The following is a 13187-nucleotide window of genomic DNA, read 5'->3' on the forward strand; positions in this document are numbered from 1 at the left end:
TGAAGAACCCCATAACCTTGCGGTTATGGGGCCTTTTGTTTCTCAGATCCTAATATCGAAATTGGCGCCGATATTGGGGTTTACAGATAATTCTGCTGCGGAGTCAATTGTTGATACTAGCGCTTCTCCAGCGCTCTCCATAGTATCGAGACTCTTAGCCAGTACCGCTACGCCAACGTCGTTTAGTACCTTGTTCTGAGATAGTGCCATTGATAAAGCGGGAATATCCATAAGCACCTCCTGTGCAACTGCAATGTAACTTCAGATCCCATGGGGATCCGCGCACATATACACTTTATCCTATCTTTTATATCGACATTTTTTTCTATGAGCCTTAGATTCCTAAAGGCTTTCTTCCACACAAAAAAAGAAGTCCGTTTTTGTAGATTTTGACGATGAAATCAAAAAAATGAACAAAAAACAGCTATAATGAGGTAGATTTTTTTGTACATTTATATTAAAATGACAATAGTTTTTATTATCGCAGCGGTTTATCAGGTTGCAGAAAGAGTGATAAATGATTTCTAATCAAATTCTCCAGAATACAATTGATGGACTTAAGACTATCGCACACGTTGATCTCTGTGTGCTTGATATTGATGGCAAGGAGGTTGCATCTACATCAAGTGATATAGGCAACGTATCTGTTCCTGCCAGAAATTTTGTGGATTCACCTGCAGATTCTCAGGAAATCCAGGGACACCAGTATTTTAAAATTTATGATGAACAGCAACTTGAGTACATTCTGATTTGTACTGGTAGTGGAGAGAATACTTATATGCTGGGCAAGATGATTGCCTATCAGATACAGAGTCTTTTGGTTGCTTACAAAGAGAGATTCGACAAAGACAACTTTATCAAGAACCTTCTTCTTGATAATCTGCTTTTGGTTGATATTTACTCAAGGGCCAAGAAACTCCATATTCAAACCGATGCCAAGAGAGTGGCTATGATCATCGAGTCTGTAAATGGCCGCGATAACAACGCTCTTGAGATTACAAGGACTCATTTCGGAAACGGAAATGACTTTGTTACTGAAGTTGATGAGGACAACGTTATTGTTGTCAAGGATGTGAGCGATATGCTCAAGCCATCCGAGATTTCCAAGGTTGCAGAGGAAATGCTGCAGACACTTGAAAAAGAGGGACTTAGCGGCGTAAGAGTTGCTTACGGTACTGTAGTGGGCGAGATCAAAGAGGTTTCCCGTTCCTACAAAGAGGCTAAGATGGCTCTGGATGTAGGCAAGATCTTCTTCGATGAGAGAAAGGTTATTTGCTACAGCGAGCTGGGAATCGGTCGACTTATTTACCAGCTTCCAATACCTCTTTGCAAGATGTTTATCAAGGAAATATTCGGGGGAAGAAATCCGGACGACTTCGATCAAGAAACCCTTACTACTATCGACAAGTTCTTTGAGAACAGTCTTAATGTTTCTGAGACATCAAGACAGCTCTTTATTCACAGAAATACTCTTGTGTACAGACTGGACAAGCTGCAGAAGAGTACAGGACTTGATCTTAGAGTATTTGATGATGCGATCACCTTTAAGATTGCGCTGATGGTTGTAAGATACATGAAGTATATGGAGAAATTTACTTGATAAAAGGGTTCAGAAACATGGCACTGTAATTCGCCATGAGATAGTTACATTCGGATCCGGGGGAGATTTATGGAAAGATCATACAAAAGAAAAAGAATAAACAGGCAGATTCCGGAGGATGAGGTTATCACGCTTGAAAACGTGACTAAATCTTATTCTACGGGTGCGCCGGCTTTAAACGGAGTCACCCTTCATATCAAGAGGGGTGAATTTGTTTTTATTGTGGGAGATAGTGGATCAGGTAAGTCTACGCTGATCAAGCTCCTCCTTCGTGAACTTGTGCCTACAGACGGTGAGATCACTGTTCTGGGCTATAACCTTAGGAGAATCAAGCACAGCAAGATTCCTAAGTTCAGAAGAAATCTGGGAATTGTATTCCAGGATTTCCGTCTTCTCAAGGACAGAAACGTGTATGAGAACGTTGCTTTTGCGCAGAGAATTGTGCAGACTCCTACAAGAGAGATCAAGCGAAACGTTCCTTCAATACTTGCCACAGTTAACCTGGCCGGCAAGTACAAGAGTAAGATAAATCAGTTGTCAGGTGGTGAGCAGCAGAGAGTTGCTCTTGCGAGAGCGCTGGTCAACAGACCTGCTATTTTGCTTGCGGACGAGCCTACAGGAAACCTTGATCCTAACAATTCATGGGAAATTATGAAGCTCATGGAGCAGATTAATGAGAACGGTACAACTGTTATCGTGGTTACACATAACAGAGAAATCGTTAATGCCATGAAGAAACGAGTTATTACCATGAAAAAAGGCGTCATTATAGAAGACGAGGAAGAAGGTATGTACATCGATGAGGATTAATAGTTTCTTTTACACTATTGGACAGGGCTTCAAAAACCTGGGCAGAAATAAGTGGTACACACTGGCTTCTGTAGCGACTATAAGCGCATGCTTATTCTTGTTCGGCATTTTCTATTCAATAATCACTAACTTCCAGCACGTTGTTAAGACTGCTGAGGAAGGCGTATCTGTAACAGTATTCTTCAATGAAGGTACCACAGAGGACCAGATCCTTGCAGTTAAGAGTGATCTTGAGAAAAGAGCTGAAGTAAGAGAGATAGTATATGTTTCCGCAGATGAGGCCTGGGAAGGCTTCAAGCAGGAATACCTTGGAGAATATGCTGACGGCTTTACAGAGAATCCTCTTGCGGATTCTGCAAACCTTCAGATTTATCTTAATGATGTATCTTTGCAGCCCGCGCTTGTTACGTATGCAGAGTCCATAACGGTTGTCAGAGAGGTTAACAGATCAGAGGTTACAGCTACCACACTTAGCGGAGTCAATAAGCTTATTGCTTATGTATCCGGTGGTATTATCATTATTCTTTTGCTGGTATCAATATTCCTTATCAGCAACACAGTAACCATGGGTATTGCTGTCCGGAAGGATGAGATCAATATCATGAAGTATATCGGTGCTACAGACTTCTTTGTAAGAGCGCCTTTTGTGGTTGAGGGTATTCTCATCGGAATAATAGGATCAATAATACCGCTCGTTATTGTATATTTTGTTTATACAAAGGCAATTGAATACGTTGCATCTAAGTTTACTATGCTCAGCTCCCTGCTGAACTTTTTGCCTGTAGATGTTGTTTACAATAAGCTAATACCTATTTCTCTGGCTATAGGTATCGGTATTGGTTTCTTTGGAAGTTTCACCACAGTCAGAAAGCACTTGCATGTGTAATTCGGAAAGGGAAGTTTATTTGGTTTGAGCAGATTAATAACAGGTAAGAAAAAGAGAATACTATACGCTTTACTGAGTATAGTTATGGTGGTATCTCTTTGGGGAAGTAATACTGTTGTTTCCCATGCCGATGTTACCGAAGAAAGCATCAAGGCCAAGGAACAGCAGATATCCAATGCGAAAAAAGAGCGCGACTCCCTCAAGAATGCCAAGACGAACCTTGAAAAAGTAAAAAAAGATTTGGAGAGCAGTAAAACAAATCTTAACAACTATATCACCAAGATCGACGCTTCTCTTACCGATGTTCAGCAAAATATAGATTCGCTGGAAGAACAGATTACAGTTAAAGAGGGGCAGATAGAGACAACAACCCAGGAACTGGCTGAGGCTGAGGAGATTCAGAAGAATCAGTACGAAGCCATGAAGAAGCGTATCAAGTTCATGTATGAGCGCGGAGGCGTTATTTACCTGGAACTTCTGATGGAATCCGGAAGCTTCGCCGATATGCTTAATAAGGCAGATTACATTGAGAGTTTGTCCGCATACGACAGGATGAAGCTCGATGAGTATATAGCAACAACAGAGCTGATCACTCTTACCAAAGAGGCTTTGGAGGAAGAAAAGGCAACTCTTGATGAGGCCAAGGAAACCAAAGAGGCGGAGCAGGCCAATCTTGAGAATCTTCTCAATCAGAAGAGTGCAGAGCTTAACAGTGTTCAGGCAAGTATTACCGACAAAGAGGCGGCTATCAAGGAGTACGAGGCTGAGATCAAGGCAGAAAATGCTGCTATCGCAGCTCTTGAAAAAGAGGTTGCGGCTGATAAAGAGGCACTTTATAGCAGATATACCTACGATGGCGGAATGTTCACCTGGCCATGCCCTAAATATACCAGAATATCCGATAACTATGGTATGAGAATGCACCCTACTCTTGGAATCGAGAAGATGCATAACGGTATAGACCTTGCAGCACCGGGAGGATCACCTATTCTTGCGGCCTATGCTGGAACAGTTGTGGCAGCAGCCTACGAAAGCTCTATGGGTAATTATGTAATGATCAACCATGGAGGCGGATTATATACCGTTTATATGCACTGCTCAGCTCTTTATGTATCTAAGGGACAGGACGTTTCAGCCGGAACTAAGATTGCTGCAGTTGGATCTACCGGAAGATCCACGGGAAATCATCTCCATTTTGGTGTAAGATTAAATGGAGCATATGTTAGCCCATGGAATTATCTTAAATAAAACATAGAGGTGAATTAAGTGGATAGTAATAATGGATTGAATCAGTCTACTGAACCGGTAATGGATTACAATAATCAGGTAGTTACTGGTCCGGGCAGTGTGAACAATCAGGATGGAAAAGATACCAGACTTACCAAGAGGTTCATAGCCGGAATTCTTATTGGCTTCCTTGCTTCGGTTTTGGTGGTTTCCACAGTGGTTTTATATTTGCTTTTTGTGGGTAAGAGCGCTATTTCACCGGTTCTTGGACTCGGCGGAAGGAGCGAACTCATAAGTGATGAGACCCTTAACAAGATTCAGGCCCTTGAAGATGTAATTGACACCTATTATTACAAGACTGATGTTGATAAGCAGGAGGAGGCCAACGGAATCTACAAAGGTCTTATGGATTCTTTGGGAGATCCCTATTCTGTTTATTACACAGAAGAAGAGCTTGATGAAATGATGAACAGCACCAAAGGTGTGTATTATGGCATCGGTGCTTATGTAAGTTTTGACAATACTTTGAATATGGCAAGAATATCAGGTGTTATGCCTGGAAGTCCTGCAGAAGCTGCAGAACTGTGTGTTGACGATATCATTTACGAGATCAACAAGGAATCAACACAGGGACTTTCCCTTGAAGAGGTTGTGGGCCGCATCAAGGGTGAAGCAGGCACTACAGTTCATCTGACTTTGGTCAGAGAAGGTAGTGCAGACAATGTTGAGGTTGATGTAGAGCGTGCTCAGATTGAGGTTCCTACAGTCAGCACTGAGGTTTTCGATAATGGAATCGGATATCTCAAGATCACAGAGTTTGATGAGGTAACTTACCAGCAGTTTGTTGAGGGAATGGCTGAGCTTCGTGCCGAGAATATAGAGGGACTTATTATTGACCTTAGATCTAACCCTGGCGGAAACCTTGCTACTGTTTGTGATATAGCAAGACAGCTCCTTCCAAAGGGTATTATCGTTTATACCGAGGACAGGGATGGCAACAGAGAAGATTATACCTGTGACGGCGAACATGAAATAGATATTCCGGTAGTTGTTCTGGTTAATCAGTATTCAGCCAGCGCCAGCGAGATTCTGTCAGGAGCCATCAAGGACTACGGAATCGGAACCCTGGTAGGTAAGACCACCTACGGTAAGGGGATTGTTCAGAGAATCTTTGATCTCAGAGACGGAACAGCTGTTAAGCTTACAGTAAGCAGCTATTTCACACCTAACGGAATCAATATCCATGGTGTCGGTATTGAACCTGATGTTGAGGTTGAATACGATGCAGAAGCCTATGCCAAGGACAAGACTGATACTCAGCTTGACAAGGCAAAAGAGGTTATGATGGAGCTTCTTGACAAATAAAAACATATTTAGTATTATTCATGACTGTGTCTAATTCTTAGGCACAGTCATTTTTTTATCGGTTGATTGGGAATTACCCATTCGAAAAGCTCAGATCGAGCATTTTTTCCGTTTTTTGTTTAGGCAATGATTAGTAAGGAAAGGAAGTTATGAAAGTAAAAGCATGTATTTGTACTGATGTAGGTACAACCAGAGAAATTAACCAGGACGCGGCACTTATAAAAGTTGCCAACACAAGAAATCATGGAAGAATATCTTTGATTGCTATCTGTGATGGGATGGGCGGCTTGTCCAAGGGAGAAGTGGCAAGCTGTAAGGCGATCAGAACCCTTGAGTCCTGGTTCCATGAGGAATTGAGTCTTCTCCAGAATATGTCGGAAAACGAACTATGGGACGCTGTCGAGAGTTCTTTTGACAGGATGGTAAGGAGAATAAACGGCGACCTTAAAAGGTACGGAAAGCACAGAGGAGTGCAGCTGGGAACAACGCTGGCAGCCCTGATACAGATAGGAACCAGGTACATGACGGTAAATGTGGGAGATTCCAGGATCTATGCTGTAAGAGCCAAGGAAGTTGAGAGGCTTACTAAGGACCAGAGCGTTGTTCAGGATAAGCTGGACAAGGGAATTATTTCCGAGAGTGAAGCTTTGGAAGATCAGGAGAAATCAGTTCTTTTGCAGTGCCTTGGCACATCCCATGCTCCGGAGCCGGAGGTAAGGAAGGGCCAGCTAAAAGGAAATACCACAATTGTGGCCTGCAGCGATGGCTTTTGGAGAACCCTTGATGGAGAACAGCTTAGAAAGAGGCTATGCCCGCAGATGTGTCTGACTGATGAGGATATGCTGGGACAGTGTAAAAAAATGGTGGAAGCAGCCAAGGATAACAGGGAAGATGACAATATTTCCGTGGCTGCAATGTGCCTTGAAATGTGAGGTGGCCATGTTGAGATATAGGATAATCAGGCCCCTTGGAAGCGGCGGAAACTGCAATGCATTTCTGGAAAAAGATACCCGGTCGGGGCAGCTTGTCACTATAAAGCGCTGCAAACAGGCAGAGGGTAAAGCTGATGAGATAGAGAAAAAGAATATGGCCAGTGAAGCCAGAATTCTTAATATGATTGACCACGGAGCTGTGCCAAAGCTCTATGAAAAATCGGCGGAAGAAATCGTTTTGGAATATGTGCCGGGTAACAGTCTTGAGAAGGTTCTTTTGACAAGGGGTGTCTTTTCCGAAAAGGAGGCAGTGAGGATTGCCTACGAGCTTTCGGGGATAATGAGATATCTGCACGGCCTTAGGCAGCCCATAATTTACAGAGATTTAAAGCCTGCCAACGTGGTATTAAAGCCGGATGGCCATATTTGCCTCATTGATTTCGGGGCGGCGAGAGTCTTTGAAAGGGGCGAACTTGAGGATACTTTGAATCTGGGAACTCTGGGATTTGCGGCGCCGGAGCAGTTTGGGAACCTTGGTCAGACGGATCCAAGAACAGATATTTACTGTTTTGGCATGACTCTTTTGCAGCTCATATCCGGTGTGGATACCAAGGATATGGATCAGGTGATGAGCTATAAAAAGAACGGAATAAAGGGAGTTTCAAGGGAAGTCCTTGGAATAATCGATAAGTGTACACGGGCCGACAGAGAGGATAGATTTAAGTCCTTTGCGGAAATACAGAGTTCTCTTACAGAGCTTCCCAAAAAGAAGAGACTTCGCAGGATCCTGCAGGGAATTAAGCTTACGGCGGCAGCAGCTCTTTTCTCTGTTGTTATCTCAGGAGGAATCCTGAAAGCGGAGGAAATAAAGAGCCTGGCTGCCAATGATATGTCTGTTCGAATGCCGGTTGTGAGGCAGAGGTTTGGCTATGCCAGATCATGGATAGAGGAATTTGTAAGTAGAGAGGTATTAGAAAAAGAATGATGATTTTTGTATATACTTTCATCAGTGTTTTGGTGGCATTGGTGGTTATATTGGGCGTTGGAAGCCTTCTCGGAGACGAGAAGGAGGAGCCGGTGAGGGCTGTGGAAGGTAAGGCTACAGCTGCTATGTGCACCACAAGGCTTCTGGAGACAGCGGATTACAGCGAGGATTTTGCGGAGGACGATTTTGTGATTGAACAGGATCTGGTATATACCTATGATTCGCTGAATCTTGCGTGAACATACGTTCTGGAAATATATGGACATTAGTTTTTATTGATGGTATACTTTCAGCATGAATTGAGTGCTTTAAATCATTTTTGAGAATGGGTGCGCATATATGGAGTTTAAGTTACATAGTGATTTTAAACCTACAGGTGATCAGCCTCGGGCTATCAAAGAGCTGGTGGAAGGTTTTAAGGCTGGAAATCAGTTTGAAACCCTCCTTGGAGTTACGGGTTCAGGTAAGACTTTTACCATGGCCAACGTTATCCAGGCTTTGCAGAAGCCTACGCTGATCATTTCTCATAATAAGACCCTTGCAGGTCAGCTCTACGGCGAGATGAAGGAGTTCTTTCCTGAGAACGCGGTGGAATACTTTGTTTCCTACTATGATTACTATCAGCCGGAGGCCTACGTTCCCCAGACAGATACATATATTGCCAAGGATTCTTCCATCAATGACGAGATTGATAAGCTTCGTCTTTCTGCTACGGCCTCTCTTGCGGAGCGCAAGGATGTAATTGTCGTGGCCAGCGTGTCCTGTATTTACGGTCTGGGTAGTCCTGAGGAATTTAAGGGAATGTCTATTTCTTTGAGGCCCGGAATGCGCAAGGACAGGGATGAGACCATCAAGGAACTGGTGGCTATCCAGTATAACCGCAATGACCTGGAGCTTAGCAGATGTAATTTCAGAGTTCGCGGTGATACAATCGAGATTTTCCCTGCCAATGCTGACGACTATCTTATCCGGGTGGAGTTCTTCGGGGATGAGATTGACAGAATCTGCGAGATTGAGCCGGTGACAGCCAAGGTCAGAAGCGAGCTGTCCCACGTGATGATATATCCTGCATCTCACTATGTTGTCCCTCAGGAAAAGATAAATATGGCCTGCGACAATATAGAAAAAGAGCTGGAGGAACAGATAAAGTTCTTTAAGGGCGAGGACAGGCTTATTGAGGCCCAGAGAATTTCCGAGAGAACGAACTTTGATGTGGAAATGATGAGGGAAACGGGCTTTTGCTCCGGTATTGAGAACTATTCAAGGCATCTTAACTTTATGAAGCCGGGAGAGCCGCCGCTTACACTTTTAGACTTCTTTGACAGAGATTTCCTGATCATAGTGGACGAGTCCCACATGACGATTCCCCAGGTTGGCGCAATGTACCACGGGGACAGAAGCAGGAAATTAACGCTTGTTGACTATGGCTTCAGACTTCCGTCTGCCCTGGATAACAGACCTCTTAATTTTGAGGAGTTTGAGTCTCATATTGACCAGATGCTGTTCTGCTCTGCAACTCCGGGCAAATACGAGGAGGAGCATGAGCTTCTACGTACAGAACAGGTTATCAGGCCGACAGGTCTTTTGGACCCTGAGATTTCGGTAAGGCCGGTAGAGGGGCAGATTGACGATCTGATTGGTGAAATCAGGACTGAAGTTGACAAAAAGAATAAGGTTCTTGTCACAACCCTGACTAAGAGAATGGCAGAGGACTTAACAGAGTACCTGGCAGAGTCCGGAATCAGAGTTAAGTACCTGCACTCAGATATAGATACCCTGGAGAGATCGGAGATTATCAGAGATATGCGACTTGATGTCTTCGACGTACTGGTTGGTATCAACCTTCTAAGAGAAGGTCTGGACATTCCGGAGATTTCTCTGGTTGCTATTATTGATGCAGATAAAGAGGGCTTCCTGAGATCTGAGACATCGCTTATTCAGACTATTGGACGAGCAGCCAGAAATGCAGAAGGCAGAGTTATCATGTACGCTGATAACATGACCGACTCCATGCAGAAGGCCATCGATGAGACCAAGAGACGTCGTGCTATTCAGGAGAAGTACAACGAGGAACACGGCATAACTCCTCAGACTATCAAGAAGGCTGTCAGAGATCTTATCGCCGTAACCAAGGCTATTGCCAAGGAAGAGATTAAGTTTGAGAAGGATCCTGAGTCTATGGATCAGGCTGAACTGGAGAAGCTGATCGGACAGGTTCAGAAGAAGATGAAGAGAGCAGCTACAGAGCTGGACTTCGAGACTGCTGCATCCCTGCGTGATCAGATGATTGAACTTAAGAAGATACTTAATGAACTGACTGAGGGAAAATAATCGTTACCGCTATATGAGAATATATTGGAGTAAAGTATGACAGTAGAAAACAGCAAGATGACCAAGAAAAACACCACCACCAAGAGGATTTTGCCCTCTGATATCCATGACTATATCAGGGTTCGTGGTGCCAATGAACATAATCTTAAGAATGTAAGTGTGAAGATTCCAAGGGAGACTTTGACAGTATTTACCGGCCTTTCCGGTTCAGGCAAGTCTTCACTGGCCTTCGACACTATTTTTGCTGAGGGCCAGAGGCGCTACATGGAGTCTTTGTCATCCTATGCCAGAATGTTCCTGGGACAGATGGATAAGCCTAATGTAGAGCGAATCGAGGGATTGTCACCTACAATCTCTATTGATCAGAAGTCTACCAACAAGAACCCAAGATCTACAGTGGGAACCGTGACAGAGATCTATGATCACTTTAGACTTTTGTATGCGAGAATAGGTATTCCTCACTGTCCTAACTGCGGAAGAGAAATCCGCCGCCAGACTGTGGATGAAATGTGCGATCAGATCATGGCTCTTGGAGAAGATACCAAGATTCAGATCATGGCTCCCGTAGTGCGCGGCAAGAAGGGTGAACATGCCAAGACTCTGGACAGAGCAAGGCGCGCCGGTTATGTAAGAGCAAGGATTGACGGAAGCCAGTACGAGATTTCAGAAGAAGAAATCAAGCTGGACAAGAATATCAAGCATTCTATCGAGATTATTGTAGATAGAATTGTGGTTCACAAGGATAACGAGAATCTTAGGAGAAGACTTACCGATTCCGTAGAAAGTGCACTGGCACTGGCGGACGGACTTCTTTTAGTGGATGTTATAGATGGAAAAGAGCTTAGTTTTAGCCAGAACTTCGCCTGCCCTGACTGCGGCGTCAGCATTCCGGAGATTGAGCCAAGAAGCTTTTCTTTTAACAACCCATTTGGTGCCTGCCCTGACTGTTTTGGACTTGGCTACAAGATGGAGTTTGATGAGGATCTGATGATTCCTGACAAGAGTCTGTCTCTTAATGACGGATGTATCGTGGTTATGGGATGGCAGTCCTCCAATAAGGAAGGCAGCTTTACCAATGCTACCCTGAAGGCTCTTGCCAAGGCTTATAAGTTTAGTCTTGATACTCCTTATCAGGATCTTCCTGAGAATGTTCGCCATATGCTGATCCATGGCGCGGACAAACAGGTTATGGTTCACTACGAAGGCAGCCGAGGTGTAGGGGATTATCCGGTTCTTTTTGATGGTCTTATCAAGAATGTTGAGCAGAGATATAAAGAGACCTTCTCTGAGAATATGAAAGCAGAGTACGAGGAATATATGAGAATTACGCCTTGTCAGCTCTGCGGCGGACAAAGACTTAAAAAGGAGTCTCTTGCCGTAACAATTGATGACAAGAATATCTTTGAGATCACTTCCATGTCTATCGGTGAACTCCATGATTATCTCGAGAATCTTAATCTGTCTGAGCATCAGATGGTTATCGGATCTCAGGTCCTCAAGGAGATCAGGGCGAGAGTGGGATTCCTTATCGATGTAGGACTGGATTATCTGTCTCTTTCAAGAGCCACCGGAACTCTTTCCGGAGGAGAGGCCCAGAGAATAAGACTGGCAACCCAGATCGGTTCGGGACTTTGCGGCGTTTGTTACATTCTGGATGAGCCAAGTATCGGCCTTCATCAGAGAGATAACGATAAGCTTCTTAATACCCTCAAGAACTTAAGAGACTTGGGCAACACTCTTATTGTGGTAGAGCATGATGAGGATACCATGAGGGCAGCAGATTACATCGTTGACGTTGGACCGGGAGCGGGTTCTCACGGAGGCAAGATTGTTGCTACCGGTACCGCAGAAGAGATCATGCAGGTAAAAGAGTCCATTACAGGCCAGTATCTGTCAGGAAAGCTCAAGATCGAGGTTCCTGCGGACAGGAGAAAGCCCACAGGATTTATCAAGGTTATAGGAGCACAGGAGAATAACCTTAAGAATATTGATGTTGAGATTCCTCTTGGAGTTATGACCATAGTTACCGGTGTTTCCGGCTCAGGAAAGAGCTCTCTGGTTAATGAGATTTTGTATAAGCGTCTTGCAAGAGATCTTAACAGAGCAAGATGTATTCCCGGTAAGCACAAGGATATTCAAGGCCTTGACCAGGTGGACAAGGTTATTGCCATTGACCAGTCACCTATCGGACGTACCCCAAGATCTAACCCTGCAACCTACACAGGTGTGTTTGATATGATCAGAGACCTGTTTGCAGGAACGCCTGATGCCAAGGCAAGGGGCTACAAGAAAGGCAGATTTTCTTTTAACGTCAAGGGTGGACGATGCGAAGCCTGCGGCGGTGACGGAATCATCAAGATTGAGATGCATTTCCTTCCGGATGTTTATGTACCTTGCGAAGTTTGTAAGGGAATGAGATACAATCATGAGACTCTTGAAGTTAAGTATAAGGGCAAGAGTATCTATGATGTTCTTGATATGACTGTGGAAGAGGCTCTCGGCTTCTTTGAGAATGTTAAGACCATTAAGCGTAAGATCCAGACACTGTACGATGTAGGTCTTGGCTATATTAAGCTTGGCCAGCCAAGTACAGAGTTGTCAGGTGGTGAGGCTCAGCGTATCAAGCTTGCAACAGAGCTTAGTAAGGTTGGAACAGGTAAGACTGTTTATATCCTTGATGAGCCTACAACGGGACTTCATTTTGCGGATGTTCAAAAGCTGGTCAAGATCATGCACAAGCTTGTTGAGCAGGGCAATACTGTTGTGGTTATCGAGCATAACCTGGATGTTATCAAGACAGGTGACTATATTATCGATATGGGACCGGAAGGAGGTTCCGGCGGCGGAACAGTAGTAGTATCCGGCACTCCAGAGCAGGTTGCCAAGTGCAAAAAATCCTACACAGGTGCGTACATAAAAAAGATGCTAAAGTAGGGCCTTTAAGTTGCCGATATACTTACAGGAAAGGTGTGCCCCTTTTCAACGGTGCATTTTTGGTTTATAATCGTAATGATATTATGAGCTAATTGGCAAAACTAGTATGTTTTGCTT

The 13187-nt window shown here is 44.1% G+C and carries 11 protein-coding genes; 10 read left to right on the plus strand and 1 reads right to left on the minus strand.

The annotated features are described in order from the left end of the window. Positions 1–42: 42 nt before the first annotated feature. Positions 43–231 (minus strand): YjfB family protein, encoded by a 189-nt coding sequence (locus G613_RS0106260; protein WP_029231841.1) that lies wholly within the window; start codon positions 229–231, stop codon positions 43–45. A gap of 286 nt (positions 232–517) precedes the next feature. Between G613_RS0106260 and G613_RS0106270 the strand changes: the two genes are divergently transcribed. The 10 genes from G613_RS0106270 (at position 518) to uvrA (ending at position 13070) form a co-directional block, all read left to right on the plus strand. Continuing rightward, entirely contained in the window at positions 518–1600 is a 1083-nt protein-coding gene (locus tag G613_RS0106270) for a PucR family transcriptional regulator (protein WP_029231842.1), read from the plus strand. Positions 1601–1669: 69 nt separating this feature from the next. Next, entirely contained in the window at positions 1670–2410 is a 741-nt protein-coding gene (ftsE, locus tag G613_RS0106275; protein WP_029231843.1) for a cell division ATP-binding protein FtsE, read from the plus strand. Continuing rightward, the gene (gene ftsX, locus G613_RS0106280; protein WP_029231844.1) at positions 2400–3296 is read left to right on the plus strand and encodes a permease-like cell division protein FtsX; all 897 of its coding nucleotides are present in this window, start codon (positions 2400–2402) and stop codon (positions 3294–3296) included. The genes ftsE and ftsX overlap by 11 nt, the downstream gene beginning before the upstream one ends. 24 nt (positions 3297–3320) lie before the next feature. After that, positions 3321–4544 (plus strand): murein hydrolase activator EnvC family protein, encoded by a 1224-nt coding sequence (locus G613_RS0106285; RefSeq protein WP_029674614.1) that lies wholly within the window; start codon positions 3321–3323, stop codon positions 4542–4544. Between the two features lie 18 nt (positions 4545–4562). Next, a complete protein-coding gene (locus tag G613_RS0106290) occupies positions 4563–5888 on the plus strand; it encodes a S41 family peptidase (RefSeq protein WP_029674615.1) in 1326 nt (441 codons plus the stop codon). Between the two features lie 149 nt (positions 5889–6037). Next, a complete protein-coding gene (locus G613_RS0106295; protein WP_029231847.1) occupies positions 6038–6820 on the plus strand; it encodes a PP2C family protein-serine/threonine phosphatase in 783 nt (260 codons plus the stop codon). A 7-nt stretch (positions 6821–6827) separates the two neighbouring features. Next, entirely contained in the window at positions 6828–7805 is a 978-nt protein-coding gene (locus tag G613_RS0106300) for a serine/threonine protein kinase (protein WP_029231848.1), read from the plus strand. Further along, on the plus strand, positions 7802–8044 hold the full coding sequence (locus tag G613_RS0106305; protein WP_029231849.1) for a hypothetical protein: 243 nt from the start codon (positions 7802–7804) through the stop codon (positions 8042–8044). Before G613_RS0106300 ends, G613_RS0106305 begins: the two co-directional genes overlap by 4 nt. Before the next feature lie 100 nt (positions 8045–8144). Beyond that, entirely contained in the window at positions 8145–10136 is a 1992-nt protein-coding gene (uvrB, locus tag G613_RS0106310; RefSeq protein ID WP_029231850.1) for an excinuclease ABC subunit UvrB, read from the plus strand. Positions 10137–10193: 57 nt separating this feature from the next. Further along, the gene (gene uvrA, locus G613_RS0106315) at positions 10194–13070 is read left to right on the plus strand and encodes an excinuclease ABC subunit UvrA (protein WP_051151045.1); all 2877 of its coding nucleotides are present in this window, start codon (positions 10194–10196) and stop codon (positions 13068–13070) included. Positions 13071–13187: the final 117 nt, after the last annotated feature.

It is taken from the genome of Butyrivibrio sp. VCB2006, from assembly GCF_000420945.1.
In the GTDB taxonomy this organism is placed as follows: domain Bacteria; phylum Bacillota; class Clostridia; order Lachnospirales; family Lachnospiraceae; genus Butyrivibrio.